At 42.0% G+C, this 22,351-nt stretch carries 18 protein-coding genes; 10 read left to right on the top strand and 8 right to left on the bottom strand.

Going from position 1 to position 22,351, the window contains the following annotated elements:
- Positions 1–33 precede the first annotated feature (33 nt).
- Positions 34–558, bottom strand: a complete 525-nt coding sequence (locus ACK8HY_RS10995; RefSeq protein ID WP_077438683.1) for a hypothetical protein — start codon at positions 556–558, stop codon at positions 34–36.
- 316 nt (positions 559–874) lie between these two features.
- On the opposite strand from ACK8HY_RS10995, the gene ACK8HY_RS10990 reads away from it, so the two are divergent.
- The 3 genes from ACK8HY_RS10990 to ACK8HY_RS10980 all read left to right on the top strand — a co-directional run bounded on the left by ACK8HY_RS10990 (position 875) and on the right by ACK8HY_RS10980 (position 1,993).
- Positions 875–1,075, top strand: a complete 201-nt coding sequence (locus ACK8HY_RS10990; RefSeq protein ID WP_416133660.1) for a hypothetical protein — start codon at positions 875–877, stop codon at positions 1,073–1,075.
- A 15-nt stretch (positions 1,076–1,090) separates the two neighbouring features.
- Positions 1,091–1,378: a hypothetical protein gene (locus tag ACK8HY_RS10985; RefSeq protein ID WP_416133659.1), complete on the top strand. Its 288-nt coding sequence runs from the start codon at positions 1,091–1,093 to the stop codon at positions 1,376–1,378.
- Positions 1,379–1,474: 96 nt separating this feature from the next.
- Complete coding sequence (locus ACK8HY_RS10980; protein WP_077438686.1) at positions 1,475–1,993, top strand: DUF305 domain-containing protein; 519 nt, start codon at positions 1,475–1,477, stop codon at positions 1,991–1,993.
- Between the two features lie 9 nt (positions 1,994–2,002).
- Here the strand turns inward: ACK8HY_RS10980 and ACK8HY_RS10975 are convergent, their stop codons facing one another.
- The 3 genes from ACK8HY_RS10975 to ACK8HY_RS10965 all read right to left on the bottom strand — a co-directional run bounded on the left by ACK8HY_RS10975 (position 2,003) and on the right by ACK8HY_RS10965 (position 7,715).
- Entirely contained in the window at positions 2,003–3,262 is a 1,260-nt protein-coding gene (locus tag ACK8HY_RS10975; protein ID WP_416133658.1) for a hypothetical protein, read from the bottom strand.
- A 354-nt stretch (positions 3,263–3,616) separates the two neighbouring features.
- Positions 3,617–4,855: a hypothetical protein gene (locus ACK8HY_RS10970; protein WP_416133657.1), complete on the bottom strand. Its 1,239-nt coding sequence runs from the start codon at positions 4,853–4,855 to the stop codon at positions 3,617–3,619.
- A gap of 13 nt (positions 4,856–4,868) precedes the next feature.
- On the bottom strand, positions 4,869–7,715 hold the full coding sequence (locus ACK8HY_RS10965; RefSeq protein WP_416133656.1) for a TonB-dependent receptor domain-containing protein: 2,847 nt from the start codon (positions 7,713–7,715) through the stop codon (positions 4,869–4,871).
- A 542-nt stretch (positions 7,716–8,257) separates the two neighbouring features.
- On the opposite strand from ACK8HY_RS10965, the gene ACK8HY_RS10960 reads away from it, so the two are divergent.
- The 7 genes from ACK8HY_RS10960 to ACK8HY_RS10930 all read left to right on the top strand — a co-directional run bounded on the left by ACK8HY_RS10960 (position 8,258) and on the right by ACK8HY_RS10930 (position 18,740).
- Positions 8,258–8,824, top strand: coding sequence for a sigma-70 family RNA polymerase sigma factor (locus ACK8HY_RS10960; protein WP_416133655.1), 567 nt, complete (start codon positions 8,258–8,260; stop codon positions 8,822–8,824).
- A gap of 69 nt (positions 8,825–8,893) precedes the next feature.
- The gene (locus tag ACK8HY_RS10955; protein WP_416133654.1) at positions 8,894–10,012 is read left to right on the top strand and encodes a FecR family protein; all 1,119 of its coding nucleotides are present in this window, start codon (positions 8,894–8,896) and stop codon (positions 10,010–10,012) included.
- 30 nt (positions 10,013–10,042) lie between these two features.
- Positions 10,043–13,453, top strand: coding sequence for a SusC/RagA family TonB-linked outer membrane protein (locus ACK8HY_RS10950; RefSeq protein ID WP_416133653.1), 3,411 nt, complete (start codon positions 10,043–10,045; stop codon positions 13,451–13,453).
- Between the two features lie 3 nt (positions 13,454–13,456).
- A complete protein-coding gene (locus ACK8HY_RS10945) occupies positions 13,457–14,944 on the top strand; it encodes a RagB/SusD family nutrient uptake outer membrane protein (RefSeq protein ID WP_416133652.1) in 1,488 nt (495 codons plus the stop codon).
- A 6-nt stretch (positions 14,945–14,950) separates the two neighbouring features.
- On the top strand, positions 14,951–15,721 hold the full coding sequence (locus tag ACK8HY_RS10940) for a DUF4843 domain-containing protein (protein ID WP_416133651.1): 771 nt from the start codon (positions 14,951–14,953) through the stop codon (positions 15,719–15,721).
- Between the two features lie 15 nt (positions 15,722–15,736).
- Complete coding sequence (locus tag ACK8HY_RS10935; RefSeq protein WP_416133650.1) at positions 15,737–17,206, top strand: PKD-like family lipoprotein; 1,470 nt, start codon at positions 15,737–15,739, stop codon at positions 17,204–17,206.
- 55 nt (positions 17,207–17,261) lie between these two features.
- On the top strand, positions 17,262–18,740 hold the full coding sequence (locus ACK8HY_RS10930; RefSeq protein ID WP_416133649.1) for a redoxin domain-containing protein: 1,479 nt from the start codon (positions 17,262–17,264) through the stop codon (positions 18,738–18,740).
- A gap of 176 nt (positions 18,741–18,916) precedes the next feature.
- Here the strand turns inward: ACK8HY_RS10930 and ACK8HY_RS10925 are convergent, their stop codons facing one another.
- The 4 genes from ACK8HY_RS10925 to ACK8HY_RS10910 are packed head-to-tail and all read right to left on the bottom strand — an operon-like array spanning position 18,917 to position 22,129.
- Entirely contained in the window at positions 18,917–19,855 is a 939-nt protein-coding gene (locus ACK8HY_RS10925) for a glycerophosphodiester phosphodiesterase family protein (protein WP_416133648.1), read from the bottom strand.
- 17 nt (positions 19,856–19,872) lie between these two features.
- Positions 19,873–20,388, bottom strand: coding sequence for a shikimate kinase (locus tag ACK8HY_RS10920; RefSeq protein ID WP_416133647.1), 516 nt, complete (start codon positions 20,386–20,388; stop codon positions 19,873–19,875).
- A gap of 6 nt (positions 20,389–20,394) precedes the next feature.
- Positions 20,395–21,582 carry a BT_3928 family protein gene (locus tag ACK8HY_RS10915; RefSeq protein ID WP_416133646.1) on the bottom strand — a complete coding sequence of 396 codons (1,188 nt, stop codon included), beginning with the start codon at positions 21,580–21,582 and terminating at the stop codon, positions 20,395–20,397.
- A 4-nt stretch (positions 21,583–21,586) separates the two neighbouring features.
- On the bottom strand, positions 21,587–22,129 hold the full coding sequence (locus ACK8HY_RS10910) for a DUF1599 domain-containing protein (protein WP_416133645.1): 543 nt from the start codon (positions 22,127–22,129) through the stop codon (positions 21,587–21,589).
- Positions 22,130–22,351 lie beyond the last annotated feature (222 nt).

Here is a 22,351-nt window from a genome sequence, read left to right as displayed (position 1 = left end):
CAGCAGGATTTTTTGTTCTTGAATATCCTGTTTTTATTTCAAAACAAATTTGAATCCCAATGAGAAACGGGAAGCCTCGAAATACGATCCATGCGATAAATTCCACCAAGGTTTCCAGTCAAAATGCATTGCCAATGGCGCCGAAGGAATTCTAAATTCCAGACCTAAAGCCGGACGGATTGCAAAATGTGTGTGTGTGTTTCCTTCTCTCCAGTGGTCATCATCATCCCAGTCGCCGTGCCATTTACCATAGTCGATAAACGATGCCTGTGGACCTACACCAACATACCAAGATAGGCCACGTGTTCCCCGTATACGTTCGTTGTATGAATAATCTACACCAACGACAGTAACGTTATCTCCGAACAATACTTGCGCATTGACGGCATCATTTCCGCCAAAATTGTGTTTGATCTGTGGACCATATAATGTTTGGCCATCACCAAGGTCTATACCAAGACCAAGAGCTGTACGATAAGGTGTTTGTGCATTTGCCTCTTTATTGATGACAAATAAGAATGTAAAAAGTGTCAGAAAAGGTAGAAGTACTTTTTTCATGATATTAAAAAAATGTTAGTGTTAAGTTTTCGAACTGAAAACTTTCGCTGTTATAACAAATACTTTGCCAAAAATCATTTTTATCCTGGTAAATCCTGTTTTTATTTGTAAGTATCTTTTATCAAGTTTTTTGCGCTTGTTGTTGGAGGCTTTATTTGACAGTACTATTTCCCCTGATCAAACATCGCAACTTAAACAGAGGGCCGAAGATGATAAAATGGAAACGATATTGCAAATAGCATTGTTCCTAAGATAAGAGAGTGAATTTAATGGATAACATTGCTGTTACCCATTGGTACTTAAAAATTCCCTTGAGATGGAACATACGCAAATCAACAGAAAGAATATAGCGCAATGGCTCGCAGAAGGTTACGATGTCCTGCAGGATGGGAAACTTATAAAAGTCGAGGGGGATCTTCCGGAATTTTTGAAACAATTTTCTGATGAAGATGAACCAAGGATCTATCTGCTGCAAGAACTGATTACCTGGCCAGAAGAGGAACTTAAAAAATTGTAGAAGAACATGGAACAAATGAAAATAGCGACGGAAAAAATAGTTCCAATAGATTTTGATGCTGAGGAGCTTCCCTACGAAATTAGGGAATTACGCCCCGTTGTATTTAAGGAAGAGACATCCTATTGGTGTCTCTTGGGGCCAGATGTAGAAAATGGAATTTTAGGGAATGGTGAAACGGTGTCTGACGCATTTGAAGATTGGTTGAAAATGCTACGAAAGCGTCTAAAAAGTACTGATGACAGCGATGAAGTTGCTAACTTTATACGTGATAGCTTAACAGCTTCTAATCGTAAAATATGGTAATAGCTTGTAATAGTGCGACAATAGCACTTTAGTGATAAATTTTGTGGAATCTATCTATTAAAGTTGTTTTAATGAGGTGGAGTAATTTTATTGATTATGAAAAATTCACAAGATCCGTTCGGAAGACTGACTGCGGCTCCGAACAAGCAAAATGATATTCACGCAACAGCGGTGTATATCCGATTTATTCTTATGGCAATTTTGATGTTTGCAGCCATGTATTTCTCGATGTTTGCTATGATAGATAAATTCGAAAATCTGATTCCAAATATTAATAACCTGCACATGACTTTGTTGATGACCGCTATAATGCTGCTCGTCGAACTGGCTGTTATGCATACGATGTATCCTAAACGAGAGTTAAATTTAGGTATTGCGTCGGTTGTGCTCGCATTGGCAATTTTTGCTTGGTTTGGCATTCGGGAACAGATCAATGTAGATGATAAACAATTTGTGAAAGGGATGGTTCCGCATCATGCTGCTGCAATATTAATGGCCGAAAAGGCGAGTCTCACCGATCCAGAATTGATTCAGCTGCAACGTCAGATACTTGAAACCCAACGCCGTGAAATTGCATTGATGAAACGTAAACTCAAAGCTTTGGAAGGAGAATAACTAGCATGCTCAGCAATTATAATAGGCTTCAGGTATAACTACCTTTTTATGGGTCCAATTTTCCAATGTGGTTGCATAGGGATCCAGTTCGTAGGTATTGGCCTCAAAAATATAGTGATAGTTCCCACCGATTAAGTTTACGCGAAGTATAGCATATCCCGGGCCCTTTGCAGGTAATACGTTTTCGATTTCAAAGAAATCAATAAGCTCAATGTCGTAAATTAGGCTCGTTTTCCTTCCCGCAAAACCAATTTTATTATTTTTCCTGTCCAGCCAGATACCGCTTGACTTTCCCAGTCGTTGTTGCACGTTTGGCGGAATATTTTTTACAGCAGCATTTTTACGGTAATCCGCATTAATGTCCCATTTGTTTTTCAGTTTAACGAGTTCGGTCACTTCAATGAGCTGATCGTATTCTGCATTTTCCAAAAGATACGGATAATCCCGTTGGTTGTAAAAATGCAGGGACGTGCCGCCGTCGTCATAGTTGTTTTCATCCTCATAGGTGTAGCAGATGGAGGAAGAAATCTGACTCCCAAAGTCAAATGATAAATAGCATTGGTCTTCTCTTTCGTAACCATAATCCTCTGCATCGTAATCTTCCCCATTTAACCAGAGATCACGCAGATCTTTATAGCTTCGATCTGTATTGGATTCATCATAAATGGTCGTGAAATATTCTTGAATAGGTATATGCAGGGGAACATCGTCATAATAAATTTCAAGTTCTTTCAGCCAGAGATTGCCGATCCGAACCGGGTAGTGTATTTTGAAATAGATTGTCCCATATTCACTTGCATATTGCTGTCCGATACCTAGTTTTTCGATGTCAGCATATGTGATATCCCAAGAGATAAATAGTTTGGGTTCTGAATAGATTTCGAAACCGCTATGATCATCATCAAAATCACCAGATAGAATTTTATAATTGCGGTCTTGGTGCAAGAACCAGATTTTGGCTTTACAGTCCTGTTTTTGATTAATGGTACGGAAGAATAGTGCATCGTCAAATCCAAATTGTCCAGATAGCTTGGGGTAGATTTTCGAAAAACCTTTTGACCTTGCTGATATATAATGTTGCTGATGGTCAAATAGAAATAAATAGGGCTCTCCAGCCAATAATTGAACATACGCGTAGCGCAATTTAGTTAAGTTTACCTCTTCTTCATTACCGTAATTGAGGTAATGTAAACTTCCTCCATCCAGCCAGACGCGATCTTTATCATTTTCTTTTGGGAACCTGGAGGTATTTTTAAAAAAATTGAGCATGTTCAGTTATTGTGTTTGACACGCTAATTTAAGATTTTAAATTCAGCTAAATAATAACTCTGGGAGGAATCCGACTATCCTAAGAAAAAGGCAGGTGTCTACATTATTTGAAGCCATGAAAGATAATTTGAGCTATTTCGGGACAATTGCGCATCTCACCGTAAGATAGGGAATGTTCTTTCAATAGGTAGCTGTGGGGTAGTTTAGGTTTATTTTATAACAAGTACAAAGGCCGTGTAGGATACCCTATTCTCACGGCCTTATTATTTGTCTGATTCATGCCAAGCTAGCATATGTAAAAATCATGTGCTTCAGTTTTCTAGGAGCCAAAGTGTTCCTATTGTATATTTTTGATTATTGTGTTTCAATTTCGGGTATACCGATCCATTGCCATTTACGCTGGGTGAAACCAGGACTGACATCGCCATCAATTTTAAACCTTCTCAGATCAATGATACGTGTACCACGCCAGGATAAAAATATGCGACGGACAACAACGATGTCATTAAGCGTTAGCGTCGTCGACGCGGCATAGTTTGAGGATCCCGAGGCATCATATTTTGAAATCACCGAATTAACAAGTTGCACGGCATCACCTGTCATCAGTCCGCGAATGACCAATTCTGCCCGGATCAATTGCATCTCATCAAAATCGCTGACAAGTAATGGATCTCTTTCCTTGAACAAGTTCAGCGACCAATGTCCTTTGGCAGCTTTTACTACCAGAACACGGGCTTTATCAGCGATTGTTTTTGATGCGGCAACCAAAGTCGGGTCAACGGCTGCATCTCTGGAGTTAATATTCAATGCATTAAAGAAACCGTTACTGACATTGCCTACGGTATTGAGAAAGCTGAAGTTTTCCATTGCGGTAAATGACTGATTGATATGCTGTACGGCCAGGGGATAATTGCCGGTATGGATTCCCAACTTTGTCAGTAGCGCGTGAAGCAGTCGTTTCTCGACATCGGTGGCGGAAGGAAGCGCCTGCTGCCAGTAGGTTTGCGCTTTGGTATAGGCTTCCTGATGACTGACTTCTTTATGATCCGCATAGACAGAGTGGCTGCTGTTGCTAACACTGAAATAATCCGCCATCAGCATCCAGGCATAGCCGGCGTGTAACCGGGCATTTACCAATGCCGCTTGTTTAATCTTGATACCATCTTCATCTGTCGGATTTAACGATTCTGCATTGGCAATTGCATCTTCGGCACGTGCACGGTAATTTTGCACATTGGACCATATACTAAATAGCGAGGTATTGTCCGGCGTTAATTTATCTTCATCCAGCTCCTTATAGAAAGGAGAGTTTGGAACTGCGGTAGGAACGATCTCATCCACTATAGCCCCCGAAGCGACCAGTAGATCCGATGCGGATGTTGCTCCGGCACGCCATATTCCGGCGATGACAGGACCATAGACATAAGCACCTTTTTCAATACGACCAAGCATAGCGATGTTGTTTAGCTGTGATTCATCAATGGTGTTGTCCGGCAATTTGGTGTCATTTACCCACTTGTCGCAGGCGGAAAGGATAAGTACTGCCATACAGGCTAATCCTACTTTCCAAAAATCTTTTATTTTGATAGACATAATCATCATTTTTTTAAAAACCAATATTTACACTCATGGCATAACTACGCGGGGCAGGTACTGCAGTCCAGTCGGAGGATAAATAGCTGATACCACGGTTACGTTTACTACCACCCTGCGAATCTATCTGTGGTTCGACTCCACCATAATTTGTTGTCAGCCAAAGGTTGTTGCCCGTCAATGACAGCACACAGCTTTTGAATAGGCCGTTTGTCTGTCTCTTGGCCCAGGCACCCAAATCATAGGAAATAGTCACATTACTCAAACGGATGAAATCAGCCTTTTCAATGAAATTACCACGTGGGCCGGCATATTTTGAAAGTTCGTTCGCCGTTGCGATGTATTCCGGCGTACCTGGAGTTTGTGTAGCAAGTAATGCTTTGAGATCCTCGCTTGCCTTGAAGTTATTCCCCTGGCTGGCTACGTTTCGATTGGAAATATTATATACTTTAGCGCCCTTAGAATAATTAAATAAAGATTGGATGCGCAGGTTGTTAACCAGTTGTAGATTGAAGCCAAAGGAGCCATTGTAGGTTGGGAAAGGTTTTCCCAATACCTGTGGAGCACTCTCTTTGGGTCCCATATATTCACCTTTGTCGTTGAAATTGGCGCCCTCGGATATACCTGTATAGAAGGAGAATGCAGGTAGTCCCGGACGGATCAGATTCACGGTGTTGATAATATCATGGCCACCTGAGCTGATGACTTTATTGGACTGATGGTTGAAGATGACGAAGATATCTAGGCTGTTTTTCTGATTACCACTGGTAAATACGCGGCTATTGTAAGTCACTTCTATCCCTTTACCGCGGATTTTACCCACATTTTCGGGATAGTCGCCGCTTAAGCTTGAAGGCCAGCCCAAAGAGGGTAATAATGTGGTGTATACAATTGCATCGCGTGTGTTTTGCAGATAGTAGGTAAAGCCCAAACGTTGTTTGAAAAAGCTGATATCTGTACCGATCTCAAACTCACCGGTACGTTCAGGTTTGATATTGGGATTACCTTTGCGTGAAGGTCTTACCAAAGGCCCGAAGGAAGAGTTCTCAACAAGATAGGCCGTCTGTGCATCATTTGGATAAGGTAAACGACCAGACTCACCATAAGCCGCTCTTATTTTCCATTCGTCGATTTTGCCTTGCATAAATTCAAACGGTTTCACATTGTAGGCAACACTCACTGTGGGGTACCAGATACTCGCTACATTCCGGCCGATCATATTGGACACATCCCTTCTGACCCCGGTATTGATAAACAACTGATTGTTGTAGCTTAAAAATGCCTCACCATAGATACCATGGGTACGTTTTTCGAAATAGGTATCGGTTGTACCTAAGATTTCAGCTGCTGAGGATATATTACTGATGCCCGGTACAGCAAAGTTGCGTACACTGATACCGTTCACTTTTTCGGTAGACTTGGTCAACTGCGATAGTAAGGCCAGATTCAGTTGCCATTTATCGGCTAGGGCAAAGTTGCGCGACAACTTGACGTCCCAGTTGATATTCTGGTTTTTACGGTCACTGACCTGTTTGGCACCGGTACTGTTTGTGCCCTGTAAGTAGCCATAAGGAAGATAGTTCAACCCATCGATCCGATTGAGGTCAAGCCCCACAAGACTTTCCAGCTTGATATTAAAAGGAAGTGTATAGTTTAATTTGACACTTCCTGTAAAGCGGTCATTGGAATAGCTTTTCTCAATGGCACGCCAGGTTTCTTCGGAAATAAAAGGCCATGGTGTCTGATCACGCATCAGATTCCAGATAGCATCATCACGTCCCGAAGCTGACTGTGGGATGCTCAGTTTACCTTTGACATAGCCAGCGGTGAAACCTAGTTTGAAGTTGTCTTTCGTAAAATCATATCCTGCACGAAAGGTCTGTCTATTGTCTTTGTTGCCCGGAACAATACCTGAGGTGGTATTGGAGTTGGCCGAAAAGAATAGGCTATTAGCTTGGTCAAATTGTGCCGATAAATTAGCATAGAACTGATTTTGGTGGCCGCGGTCAAAAAAATTGTTCAGTGCGTCGTTGTTGACATATTTTGTGTATTTATTAGCCAGTTCGCTGAAACCGCCCGTATATTTTACATTGACAGACACGCCTTTTTTGCCACTTAAGCCACGCTTGGTCTGGATAATAACAACACCATTGGCCGCCTCTGCCCCATAAGATGCAGCAGCAGCAGGACCTTTGATCACATCGATAGAAGCAATATCGTTCATCGGTAAATCATTCAGTGCACTCATTGCTTCCTGTGCCGAGTTTACGTCAGCAGTATTGCTACTGCCATAGCGTACCCCATCGATAAAAATCAGCGGATCGCGTTCCATGCTGAAAGTTGCTGCCGAACGAATATCAAAACGGATGGGCATACCCACTTTTCCATTCGTATTGTATACCTGGGCACCGCTAATTCTTCCGTTTACCAGTTCTGCTAAGGAAGAAGGGTTACTTTTTGCGACGATATCTGCAGCATCAATATGATCTACATTGGTACCTATTGCGCGTTTACTCCGAGAATTGGCCAAACTTGCTGTGACTAATACCTCGTCCAGTGCAACACCAGATTCAAGACTGATCTCAACCTGTTGTCCTTCCTGTATCTTGGGGAAATGACGTTGGAAGCTTTTATAACCGACCATCTTAACCAGTAAGGTCTCACCATTGTGAAGTACAAGATTAAATTTTCCATTTGCGTCTGCAACAGTGCCGTTCTGAGGACGCTCCCTAATGATTATACTTGCTCCAGGCACGATCCCGCCGGTGCTTTTGTCATTTACGATACCTTCGATATTTTGCGCCTGAACGGCAAAACAGGAAAGCAAAGTGATGCTCAAAAAAGTAAAAAATTGATACATATGATTTTTATAGACAGTTTTTCTTTATTTAGTTTTGATCTAAATAAGGTAAATTTTGCGCAAAGGTAATCATATCCTTAAAACTAGCAAATTGCTTTTTAACTTTTTTTTAACAAAAGAAAACTGGTTAATCGCTTCATTGGGAGTATATTATTCGAGTTACAATAAATAACGAACTGTTCGATTAATAGGTATTTCATATCTTATTCTGATTTCCAATTGTTAGGTATTTAAAACGAAAGGAGACATAGCTATTATTTGAAAGTTGGCTAATCACTAAGTTTGCTTTAGTTGCCGCGTTGATAAAAAAATAATCTACTTTGTTGGTAGTCTTTATTTTGATTTTACTATTTTTGAACAACTGTTATCACATGTAGAGGAAGTCATGCGTATCTGGTATTTACAATAATTAAAAATTACTTCGGATATTTAAATGATTTAAACTAGCGAGGGAAGAGCTTTCGGGGAATAGCTGTTTACGGTGGTCCAATCTTATTGGATTAAAAAAATCTAAAAACTATCTTTGTCCAAATCAATGCATCATGCCTAAATTGGAAAGTTTGAGCGACGAGGAACTACTCCTTTTGGTTTCAGAGAACCAAGATGGGGCGTTTCATCTGCTGTATGAGAGATACAAAGCAGCACTGCTCGTCTATGCGGTCAAGCGGGTCGGCGAAGATGCCGGGGAAGATCTCGTACAGGATGTCTTTATCCGTACGTGGAATAATAGGTATTCCATCGACTACCAAGACGATTTTAAAGCCTATCTTTTTACGGCGCTGAGACGACGTATTATTGATTATTTCGCAAAAGAAAACAATGCGCAGGGCTATTTGGAGGATCTAAGAACCTATGCCAGTGAATTTGCTTTTGATGAAGCTGATGAGCAGATCCGCACCCAGTCCTTTCGTGATTCCATTTTCAAGGTACTCCACCGCTACGGGCCACAATATCAGGCGATTTTAAAATTGCGCCTGCAAGGTTATTCCAATCCCGAAATCGCAACCCTACTGGGGCTTTCAGAGAAGACCGTACGCAACCAATATTCATCTACCTTAAAAATCATACGTTCTAATTTTTCGTCTTTTTTACTTTTTTTATTTTTTTAAGGGACAATCGTTCGGTAGCGCCGTTTACCTTAGTATAGCACCAAAAGGGCTGGACTAACAATTATTATTATGAAGATCGACGATTCTATTTTCGCGAGGTATCAGGCTGGGAAATGTTCCGCAGCGGAACAGCTTTTGGTCGAACGTTGGTTGGACCAATTGGATCGTTTTCCCGAACCCGTCGATACGGAGATGCTAACACTATTGGAGAATCTGGATAGCAAAATGCCTTTTATCAAAAAACGTAGAAGACAGTTTGGATGGAAGTGGCTGGCTGCGGCGAGCATTATCGTTATGCTGACGACGACGGTCTATATCTACTGGGGCCAAAGGGTCGAGCAAGGTCGATATGCAAGTATCGATGCGATCCACGCACCTATAAAATCCAATGCCATTGTCGTGCTGGAAAATAATACGGAATACGATCTGGATAAGTTAAAACGTAATGACACCTTAAATACTGGTAACTACCGCATCGTGCGGACACAGGATGATGAAATCATCTATCTCACCGATCCTGCGCAGCAATCAAAAATTGTATACAATACAATTCGTACGAAAACTGGTGGTACGGCGCATGTACAGCTTGCTGATGGTACTAAAGTATGGTTGAATACCAATAGTGAATTGCGGTATCCGATTTCCTTTGGGGCTGAAATTCGAGAGGTAGCGCTACGGGGCGAGGGTTATTTTGAAGTTGCCAAACAAGAGCGAGCGGGTAGAAGGGTTCCATTTTTTGTACGTGGGAATACGCAGACAATCCAAGTACTGGGGACCAAGTTCAATGCGGATTTTACGAGCAATAATGAAACAGCCTTGCTCGAGGGCGCGGTAGCTTTCTCCAATCAGGGATCAAGTTTAGAGCAGACCAAAAAGGACCGGTTTTCTGTACGAATCAGACCGAATCAGGTATACGATGGAAGGAAGATTATCGAGGCTAGAGATATTTCCCGTTATATCGATTGGAAAGAAGGCTATTTTGATCTGAACGACCTGAATGTAGGGCAGCTATCCCGAAAATTAAGCGCTTGGTATGGGGTAGAGATCAGAGTAGATAATAGTTTGGCACAAGTACGGCTCTTCGGACGTGTGCGACGTGACAAAAGCCTCAAAGAGGTGTTGGACCTGTTGGGGCAGGTACATCCTATGAACTACACTATGAAAAATAATTACATATACATCAAATAGAGGAACGACGAACTAACAAAAACTAACCTTATGAAAATGAAAGTTTACCCTTTTGAAAAAAGAGTGGCAGCTACCCATTTGCCCAAAGATGTCGGTAAATGCGTATCGAAGCTTGTTCTGAGTGGTCTGTTGCTATCGGGTTTCATTGGTACGGCAATGGCGCAGCGGATTACGCTGAAAGAGCATAAAAGTTCCATATATACCGTTTTGGAAAAAATCCGGAAGCAGGCGAATGCGGATTTGATCGGTGACTTAGCTTTGCTCAAAAATAGTAAGCCGGTCAGTATCCAGGTAAAAGATAAGGAGATCGAGCTGGTGTTGCGGGAAATTGCTGCCGGTCAGGATGTGGATCTGGTTTTTCGAAATAACACGATCTTGGTGCGCCGCAAAGAACCTACTCCCGGAAAAACAAACAATGAACGACCTGCTGGACGAAAAACTGAGACAACAGAACAGCGTCAGATTACCGTTGAGGGGCGCGTGCAGGATGCTGCAGGGAAACCCTTGGCGGGGGTATCGATCAAGGTGCTGCGGAGCCCGCGCAATGGGGTACTTTCTGATGCGAATGGCAAATTCTATGTGGTGCTGCTCAATGAGTCTTTGGATTTGGGGTTTTCCATGGTGGGGTATGAAAGTCAGGAACTGGAGGTTACCTCAGATAAACCACTGGTGGTGACGATGCGTCAAGTGGACAATAGAATAGAAGAAACTGTGGTCACGGGTTACAACAGAGTACGCCGCGAGAATTTTACCGGTGCGGCGACGATGGTGACACGTCAGGAACTGGAGAAATTCAATTCGACCAATATCTTTACCGTGTTACAATCTTTAGACCCTTCTTTTAAAGTCGATGAGCGTGTAGCAGCGGGTTCCAATCCCAATGTGATGCCACAGATCAATATTCGGGGAGTTTCCAGTGTCGGAGAATATGCAGTGAATGCGCCCTTGATTATTATGGACGGTTTTGAGGTACCACTGACGACATTGTATGATATCGATGTGAATCGGATCGAATCCATATCCATCCTAAAAGATGCCAGTTCAACGAGTTTATATGGTTCCCGTGGCGGTAATGGTGTGGTCGTGATCGAAACGAGATTGCCCAAAGATGGTAAGTTTACGGTAACCTATGATATGAAACCTTCAGTTTCCATGGTGGATCTATCGGATTACAATCTGATGAATGCGAGGGAGAAACTGCAATACGAAAAATTAGCGGGTTTATATACTTCGAAAAGTGAAGATGGCAGTTTTAACCTTATTCAACAGGAGTTTTACAATAATTTGTTGGCAAAACGGGAGCAGGATATACAAGGGGGGACGGATACCTATTGGTTGAAGCAGCCCGTGCGAAACACATTTTCCATTAACCACAGTCTGCGGATGGAGGGGGGCGGCAATGGTGTGCGATACAGTCTCGAAGGTGGTTATTTTGATAGCAAAGGGGTTATGAAAGACTCTGGCCGAAAACGTGGTAATGCAGGTTTTACCCTGATCTACCGTATACCGAACGTGATTACTTTCCGCAATGTGGCGACCTACCTGTATAGTAAAGCCTATCAGAGTCCCTATGGAGAATTTAAAACTTATACCCTGCTGAATCCCTATGAAAAAATATACGATGGGCAGGGGAACTACAACGTTCGGTTTGGCGAACTTGGTCAATGGTACACCTGGGGACCGACGTTATTTAACCCCTTGTATAATGCCAGTCTGGGATTCCGCGATGATGAGGTAAACCAAACATTGCAAAACAATATGTCTATCGAATGGTTTGCGTTGCCAAAACTGCTTGTCAGAGCATCGGGTATGATCGTGCGGGAAATGAGAGAGACTGACCGCTACAAATCTCCTTTTCACACGGATTATACCACGGTTATCGACGCGAACCTAAAGGGATCCTATACTTTCGGAAATCAAAATTTCACGAAATATGAGGGGAAATTGGATATGCAATATTCCAACAAATTTGATAAACATCAGCTTGTCGCCAATGCCATCGCAGAAATCCGGTCGGAAAACACGGTAGGTAACAGCAATACCGTTACCGGTTATGTAGATGATCGCTTTATGACACCACAGATGGCCTTGCAGTATGAGGTGGGGTCATTGCCGAGATCGACTTCATTACCGGTACGTTCGGTCGGATTTCTGGGTTCCCTGTTTTATACTTACGATAATAAATACAATGTCAGTGGTACACTACGGTCTGACGGGGCGTCGATTTATGGTAGTCAAAATCGTTTTGGGACATTCTGGAGTGCGGGTTTTTCTTATAATATGCACAATGAAACCTGGTTTAAAAATAATTTTCTGACACGGATGCGCTGGTATGTAAATGCGGGGACATCGAGTACGGTGAGTAATTTTAATGTGGGTATGGTCAGTACTTCCTATAATTTTATTACAGGCCGTAACTACTATAACCAGTATGCGGCGATTTACACAGGACAGGGTAATCCGGCAGTACGTTGGCCTGAGCAGCAGCAGCGGAGTGCCGGTGGAGAGTTTGGTATCAAGGGCGATCTGTTGAAATTGGATCTTTCCTTTTATGAACGCACGACCAACCGCATGATTTCTACTATTGATGTGGCGCCATCTTTTGGTTTTTATGAAGACAGATTTTTCCAAAATTTTGGTAAGGTGCAGAACAAAGGTTTTGAGGCGATGGCCAACTGGCGGGTGCTCAATAATACAACAAAAGATCTCAGCTGGTATCTGTCAGTCGGTGCAGTACAGAACCGTAGCAAGCTCAAAGAAATATCCAATGAGCTTCGTGCCTTAAATGAATCGCTGGTGACAAAAGACAAAGATGGTAATGTTATTCAGCCGGGACAATTCTACCAGGAGGGGCAGTCCCTGAGTGTTATCCGTGCTGTACCGTCGCTGGGAATTGATCCCGCCAACGGACGTGAACTTTATCGTGACCGAAACGGCAATGTCACTTACACCTGGAATGCCAATAACCAACAGGTGGTGGGTAACTCGGAAGCAACACTGTATGGCAATGTAGGGACTACCGTTAATTATAAGGGACTGTCCGTCCAGGTGATCGGAAATTATTCCTTGGGCGCTGATACCTATAATCAAACGTTGATGGATAAAATCGAGAATAATGATGCTTATCAGAATGCGGACCGCCGTGTGTTGGAGGAACGTTGGAAACAGCCGGGTGATCTCACCAAATATAAAGCTATTGGTGATCTGTCCGCGACACAGCCTTCTAGCCGTTTTGTACAGACGGAATCGTTTCTGCGGCTTTCGACCATCAATGTCAACTATTCTTTTAGTAATGAGATTCTGAAAAAATATAAACTGGAACGGCTGCGGCTGAATTTTTCAATGAACGACGTGCTCCGATGGAGTACCGTACGCATGGAAAGAGGGATAACCTACCCTTATGCACGCGAGTTTAATTTTGGTGTAATGGTTCAATTTTAAAACATGAAAAAGTTACTAATAGCCTTCGTTATGCTCGTTCTATTATCGGGCTGCGAAAAGTTTTTAAATGTAAACCCTATTGATAAAGCCTACGAAGAGGATCTGTTGACGGACCGTACCGGTTTTGCTACAGCCTTGGCCGGGGTGTACGAAACATTGAATACCGATACGCTTTATGGGCGGGAAATGAAATATGGTTTTGTGGAGAGCTTGGTCGGGTCCTATAATGTCACCAACGAGGCACATAAATATTACCGTTCTTATGAGCATCAATATAATTTTGAAGACCCGAAGAAAATTATCGCAAATATCTGGGGTAAATTGTATCAGAGTATCAATCAGGCAAATATTATCCTTGCGAGTGTAGACCGTGTAAAAGATGACCCCTATTACAACCTGATCAAAGGCGAGGCAGTCGGACTGCGGGCATTCAGCCATTTTCAATTGCTAAAACTGTTCGGACCATCCATTCCAGATGAGGGGATCAATGCACAGGCAATCCCTTATAAAACATCAGTTTCCTATACAGGGACTAAATTTTCGACTACCACAGCAGTTATCAATTTGTTGGAACAAGACTTGTCGGAAGCACGAATATTATTGGACAAGGATCCCATTCGTTCAAATCCCCGTGATGCTAATCTCAATCAGTTTGCTTATGAACGCTACAATAGCCTGATTGACTATCGGGGTATCCGGATGAATTATTATGCGATTTTAGCTATGCAGGCCATGGTCGCGCAGTGGAAGGGGGATATGGAAAAGGCTGGGCAATATGCGGAGGAGCTGATCGCTGAACTTAAAACAAGCAATAGTGTCCGGATTGCGCTGCCCAGTGAGATGGGCCAAATAGGAAATACACGCATGCCAATGGAAAATATATTCGCCCTTTTTTCCAATAGACTTGCCGCATTGATTAGTAGTGTGTATGTTCCAGCAGACGCAACTATTTCGAGTTCAACTTCACCTTTTCTATTTCCCAATTATTCCTGGTTGCGGAATAGTTTGTATAATGCTGCCGACCATGGGTCCCTGAATGATTATCGTCTGGCAAACTGGTTTGTACAACCCAATACATCTTATCCTTGGAAACTATCAAAGTACTTATTTGATCAGACTAGGTTACCTTCTGATGAAAATTATCGTCCATTGTTTGAAAACAAGGTAATATCACTCCATACCATCTATATGATTGCAGCAGAAAACTACGCGGTCAGCAATCCGGCAAAAGCTCTGGAATATTTAAATCTGGTGCGCAACTCAAGAAATATTACGACTAATATTTCCATGAGTGATGCCATGACGGGCCAACGGATCAAAGATTTGATATTTGATGAAATGCGGAAGGAGAATATTGGTGAAGGCTACCTGTTTACGGAATACAAGCGTCTTTTTAGGGCAATTGACCGCCGCACGGCAGTACTGCCTAAAAGAGAAATTTTTAGGTTGCCCATTCCCGATGATGAATTGTTGTATAACCCTCAAAATTAAGCTAAAATGAGAAAATTTATTTTATTTTTTTGCGTATTGTTTCTGCTGAACGCTTGTAAAGAAAATGAAAATATACTCCAATATGACAAGGAAAGCAGCTATGTGTATTTTGCTTATTCAAATCCGAATAAGAGAGCCATAGAAAGATACGCCGACAGCATTTATTATGGTTTTGCCCTGGATCCAGATGTTCAGATCAAAGAGAAGACGATTGCGATCCCTATTCGGATCGGCGGATCTGCAAAAGCAGCCGATCGTTCTTACAATTTGGTGATCGAAGATTCTTCCCGTTTTGATGCAGGTGCTGTGAAGTTCTCAAAAACTGTTATCGGCGCGGACAAATATATAGACACCTTGTATATCAGTCTACAGCGTACAGCTAAGATGTTGTCTGAACAGACTGTTTTATATTTAAGTTTGAAAGGAAACGATGAGTTTATGCCGGGCAATTTGCACAATCAGAAGCTCACAGTGATTGTTGACGATATCTTGAATGAACCCATATGGTGGAGTACTTGGAAAAATTATTTCGGACCTTATCAAAAAGAAGTCTTTCAACGATGGATACAGATTTACTATCTCGGGGCGGATCCTTCGCCCGAGCTGATCACGAATGCACCGGGGCCAATTTATTATTGGAATAATATGCCAAGCAGTGCTAGTCCAAGCTGGTATCCGATCACCATTACTTATATACAGGTGCTCAAACAGTACTTTCTGGATAATGAGGTATATCCCGGAGGGGACAGTACAAAAGAACGTATTCTATTGCCCTAATAAATCATGAATCTGATGAAATTGAAAAACCTATATTCTATTTTGGTGATTGTGCTTCTTATGTTTGAAAGCTGCTCCAAAGATCTTGGTAATTATAATTATCAGGATATCAATGCGATTACAATTGGCGGTTTGCTGGAGAATAGTCATCCAACCGGACGAATTTATGAGGTTCCGTTTAAAGATACTGTTCGGCTCAATCCGCTTGTTAGCGGCTCGCTATCGGGTACGGATACGAGTGCATTTATTTTCGAATGGAAGGTGGATTCTATTACAGTTAGCAAAACTAAAAACTTGTTTTATGTAGCGAATAAACGCTATGGGAGAATTCCGGCAACATTTAGCGTAACGGATAAATCAACCGGTACAGTGACCAGTTACAATTGTTTTTTGAATGTGGTTAATCCCTATAAATGGGGATACTACGTTTTGACACAGAATAAAGCTAAAGATGCTTCCGTATATTGCCTTTCTACCATTGCAAAAAACCATCTGTGGGAGAAGGTGCTGTTTCCCCACATGCAGACCTTAGGGCATAACCCCTTATCCATAAGCGGCGTGAAAAAATATGGTGCATCTGCTTCCGATTTTTATAATGTGATTACCATTGGCGTACAGGATGCTGCAAATCCCGTGATGGTGATTGATTCGCGTGAGTTTACGCCAGCCTTGTATTATAATTCATCAAGTTATGTCGGTGGCAATAATTTCACCTTCCGCCCAAGTCAGGTCATTTCAGATCCCTACTTTGAGATCATTTATGCGATCAACAACGGCAAATTTCATGTGCTGCGGCAAGGGACGATTGCATTACCGGCTTTTGCAAAAGATTCGCTGGATTATCAGGTCGCGCCGAATGGTATTGCAACACCCTATGGTAATGGTCGATTTTTTATGAGCGTCTACGATGAAAAAAATAAAAAGGTCAGGGTATGGGATAACGGTATGACGGGAAACGAATATGTGTATGTTAACGATTATCAGGAGATTGTTGGTGAGGAGATGATGGATGGTAAAGCATTTTTGGCCTGCAGTTATGCTAATATTCCATCAATCAATCAGATTTACCTTTTTAGAAAGGATAATCAACTATACGCTTATCGTCTGAACTATAGCGCGGATTATAAACCTGCATCTTTTGATTTGTTGGGAGATGGTCCTATGCCTACATCTGCCCCCATAAGCTCTGTTTATTTTGATGGTCGGATAAGCCGTTGGTATATGGCTGCTGGCAATACCATTTATATGGCTTCATACCTAGGAACTGAGTTTCAAAAGTTCGTACAGCTGCCTGCTGATGCCCCTGGTAATATTGTCAAATTTAAACTTTTGGATGGTAAATTAATGGTCGCTACGAATGATCTTACAGCGAGCAGACCTGGTTCGATCTATATCTACAACGCCAATACAATGGTATTGGAACAGGCGCACAAGCATGTTGTCGATGAGGTTGTTGATGTACATCTGGGTATTCTGGCAGACTAACAAGATGGTCAGATGCTGTATAAATATGTAGTAAAATAATAATAAATCTAAAAAAATGAATATAAAATCAATACAATTAGCCGTTCCTTTACTGCTGTTGAGTGGTCAGGTTGCTTTCGGCCAGCTGGCGGCAAAAAAGGGAGTTACACAGGATGAACTTTACAAACATCTGAATGAGTTATTTCAAAAGGATACGGAGGAATCTAAGGCCGAGGTGCTAAAAGAAGCCAACTTTTTGGCGAAGTCAAAAAAGGAGGAAGATCTACTACTGGCCGGACAGATTTATAAAGGGCTGCAAAAAACAGCTCAAGCGGAAGCCATAAAAAAGAGCATTACCAAAAAATTTCCCAAAGGAGTAACAGTTCGAAATGATGCCTTTAGCAAGATTTTTGAAAAAATGGAGCGTCCTGCCGAACAGACGGAGCTTTTGTATGCCGAGTTGATCAAGAAGTTCCCCGAAGCGAGTTTTGAAGAAAAGAACAAAGGTATTTATGGCTATGGAATGAGTGCTATTGCACAACAATATGCGAGCGAGAAAAATCTGGATAAGGTGAGCTATTATCTGGATTTATTGAAAACCAGAGAAAATTATGCGAATGCTGTTTTCGCGCTTGGTCGGACGTTAAACCAACAAAAGGAATATGCCTATACCCAGGCGATGCTTGAACCGGTATATTTAAAGCTGAGCCAGCAAAAAGCTGCCGCTAACGAACAAAAAAATAATGCAGGCTTACAATATCTGGGTGGTATCAGTCTACAATATGCTGAGGCCTTGTTGGGCAATCAACAGGTAGACAAAGCGCTGGAAATATTAGCGAAAGTACATGGGGAACTGCAGTCAGAAACAGCGACCATAGCTTACGCTAAAGCCCTGGAAGCAAAAGGAAAAAGCCTGGATGCCTTTCAGCTCCTGGAGACTGAAGTAATCAAGAATGGAAAAGAACCTAAATTAATGGCCGAACTGCTGCCTTTGTATCGTAAATTGAACAATGGCCTATCAGATACGACAAGTTATTTAAAGGGACTGAACTCACGTATTGATGAAACGCTGCTGTCCAAGCTAAAAGGTGAAATGGTAAAAAGGGATGCACCACAATTCTCACTTGTAGATCGTTCGGGTAAAGAAGTTTCTCTAGCAAGTATGAAAGGTAAGGTTGTTGTACTTGATTTCTGGGCGACCTGGTGTGGCCCATGCAAAATATCTTTCCCAGGAATGCAGGCCGCGGTAAACAAATACGCAAATGATCCTGATGTAGCCTTTTTATTTATCAATACATGGCAAAAAGAGGCGAACTATAAAGAGCTGGTTGATAATTTTATCAATGAAAATAAATATAGTTTCCATGTTTTATTTGATGAAATGAAAGACAGGGATAAGGCGGTTGTTACAGCCTATGGCATCAAAGGTATACCGACTAAGGTCATTATTGATAAAGAAGGTTTTATCCGATTCCAGTCATCCGGCGGTGATGCTGATGTAGAGAAAATTGTCAAGGAAATCTCAACCAAGATCGAATTGGCAAAAAAGGGGTAAATGACCCAAGACAATAGCATAAATTTACGGTAACAACGTAAATCTACTGAAATCCGTAGCTTTCTTCTTCCATAGATGGCTGCGGATTTTTTTATTAAACATACGGCTGATCATGAAAGATTTCGCTCGGCTGAGGATGGGTTTCAGTGGGTATGAGGATATTGATTCGAGGTATTTTACTGCACAAATTTGGACGTTATCCCCCTTTTTTTGACATAAAAATTCAGCGCCCGTCCAGCTTCCTTTGGCTGGTCGGTACTCAGGATATCTGCACCACGTTCAATAAAACTGGCATACAGCTGGAATCCTTTCTTGGCAGCTTGCCGATCGAGATTGCCTTGGGTACCCAGGATACACATAATCCCATGATCATGCAATACTTTGGTCAGCTCAGGGTCGGCTTCACGTGTGCCCACGAAGGCTAGCAGCTTATTGTCAGGGATATCTTTTTCGTTGAGACGGGCGAGATCATCCAGATTCTTCACCGAAGCGGATATCATCAGATCTCCTGCTAGGTTGTGCACCTTACCTGCCTGGCCGGCACTATAGGTGATAATAACAACGCTGGATTCGGCACGTTGTTTACGGATAGCATTGATCACAGATTCGTAAGGCACCTCATTTTTAATGTCCAGTGTAAAAATGACCTTTCCCTTTCCCCAAGCAAGTGCTTCGTCCAATGTCGGGATTTTGTAAGGTGTTATTTTCTTGTTATTGTCCACCAGACGCAGTTTTTTAAGTTCGGCCAATGTGCGTTCACTGACAGATCCACGGCCTGTAGTGGTACGGTTTAGTGTATTGTCGTGCATGAGCACCAGCGCTGAATCTTTGCTGAGCCTGACATCACATTCCACAATAACGGGTTGTAGACTGGCATTATAAGCAAAGGTTTCTAAGGCATTTTCTGGATAACCGGAGGACGGTCCACCACGATGCAGGCTGACCAGTGGATAGCGGTTGTCATCATAGGTCAAAAACTGATAAAGATCCTCTACCGTGGTCAGTTGGATACGCTTGCCCACAGGTAATCCCTCTGTGTCGCCGCTATGGCGAAAACAACCGCCAACAGCTATACAGGTCAGAATTAAAATGAAACAGTACAGACGAATTCTCATGATGGACTATTGTGCGATTATAAATTATACTGGCTGATCAGGTCTACTAAAGTTTCTACTGGGGTATTGAGCTGATCTATTGTTAGATGAGCCTGCGTATAATAGGGCTCGCGTTCGGTTAATTTTTCTTCGATAAAGGCCCTTAATTCTTCTGGCGATTTGCCGATCAATATAGGTCTTTTGTGTAATTTTGATTGCGACAAACGATCAAATAAGGCTTTAGGCGTCATTTGGAGATAGACTGCATAGCCATTGGTTCTGATCCATTCCATGTTGTCAAAAAAACAGGGCGCACCACCACCGGTAGAGATGACAGCATAGTTGCCTGCAAATTTGCGTAACTGTTCGCGCTCCAGCTTCCGAAAGGCTGCCTCGCCATGTTGGCCGAAATATTCGGTAATACTCATGCCGATCTGCTTGACGATCTCCTCGTCAGTATCAATAAAAGGTAAGTCTAATTTGCTGGCAAGCTTTTTTCCTAGCGTGGTCTTTCCACTGCCCATATAGCCAATCAAAAATATAGGTTTAGGCATATTGTATTATTTGTCCTTACTTAAAAAATTATCTTCAATCGTCTTGGCATCGGGGAAATTATTGTAATGCCATTTGCCCATTACATTTCCACCTTTTAATAGCATTACCCCCGGATTTGCTCTGACCATGCTTTTCAACGGAATTAAATCCGCATAATAGATTTCGGCGATCAATTGCATTTTGTCGCTCAGATATTGCGCATCTTTGGACGCCGAAGCCGTCAACAGAACGACACGAAGACCGTTATAATCTTTGGTCATCTGCGTCACCGTCTGATTGATTTTCTGGAGGGCATCGATATTGGCTGTTGAAAGATCTTTGGCGACGATGATCACGTTATAATATGGATTGGAAATGATCTCCTGCGTATGATCCGCACCGTCTGCATCTGTGATCAATAGGTCAGGGATAGGAATATCATATCCTTTTTTAACAAGTTTACTTTCCGGTTCCCCGATGATTTCCCATGACTCGTCCTCCCATAATTTATCCTCCATATACACTTTGTCATTCACTTTTTTGGTTTCACCCGTCTTTTTGTTCTTCATGGTATAGAGCTGTTCAAAGACATCGCCTTGTTTCCCTTCTGGAAGAACCATCAGCGAAGGAAGATTATTACCGATTTTATAAGGCAGGAAATCAATAAAAGGAAGATAATTAACCGTATATATACCAATACCCAATGAAACCACGGCAGTAATCAAGGTGACGACAAATTGATTGCCGGACCCTTTGATGATAGGCCGGATCTGTTTGCGGTTAAAGAAGATGATCAGAATCAGGGCCAGGAGCACCAGATCTTTGGAAAAGGATTGCCAAGGGGTCAGTGGGATGGCATCACCAAAACAGCCGCAGGAAGTGACGACTTCAAAAAAAGCGGAATAGAATGTCAGAAAGGTGAAAAACAGGATCAATAGCAGTAGTCCCCAGGCCACCAGATTGGCATAAACACCAAACAACAAAAGGGCCCCTAATAAGATTTCAAAACCACAGATCACCACAGCAATGGCCGTTGCGTATTCATTGAATGCAGTCAGGTGAAATACCTCAAAGTATTCCTGCAATTTATAACCGAAACCTGTAGGATCATTGGCCTTGATAAATCCAGAAAAAATAAAAAGAAGTCCAGTGAAAATACGGCAAAAACCTAAGAGGTAGTTTGTCTTTGTTGTCTGTTGTGCTGCTGTCATCATCCGATTATTGTTGTGCGAGTCCTAACTTAATTAACGCAAAAACTGCGTAGTTGAGCATATCCTGGTAATTGGCATGAATACCTTCCGAAACGATGGTCTGACCATCGTTGTCTTCAATCTGTTTGACGCGGTGAATTTTCATGAGAATAAGATCTGTCATCGAAGATACCCGCATGTCGCGCCAGGCTTCTCCATAATCATGATTTTTGGCCAGCATAAGATCTCTGGTTTCGGTGACTTTCTCGGTATATTTCTGATTGACGAAGGTAGGGTCAAGGTTTTCCTCCCCATCTTCACCCAGATCGATCTGGATCATGGCCATAATGCAATAGTTAATGATGCCGATGTATTCATCCACCACACCTTCACCAACTTTAGATACTTTTTTGACTTCAAGGGTACGTATACGTTGTGCCTTAATATAAATCTGGTCCGTAATGGAGGATAGACGCATAATCCGCCATGCCGTGCCATAGTCTTTTGTTTTTTTAATAAATAAATCTTGACAGCGCTTGATCACACTGTTATATTCCTGAATAGTATCCATATTGCTTTTGAAAAGAACTTGATGAGACAAGTCGAGATTATAGGACAAATATAATTAGAAAATAGTACTTCTGATGGTCAAATGAATGTACAATTTGCGCTATTTTGCTAAAATTTAAATAAATATTTGAGATATTTCGACCGTTAAAAGGTTAGACGATAGCGGGGCTGTAATAAATCAGCATCGGATATGCTGAACAAATCTGTAAATAAGGTAACTTTA

The sequence above is a fragment of the Sphingobacterium sp. NGMCC 1.201703 genome (genome assembly GCF_047784615.1).
Taxonomy (GTDB): domain Bacteria; phylum Bacteroidota; class Bacteroidia; order Sphingobacteriales; family Sphingobacteriaceae; genus Sphingobacterium.
The sequence above is the reverse complement of the archived record's forward strand: the minus strand, read 5'-3'. Positions and strand labels throughout refer to the sequence as shown.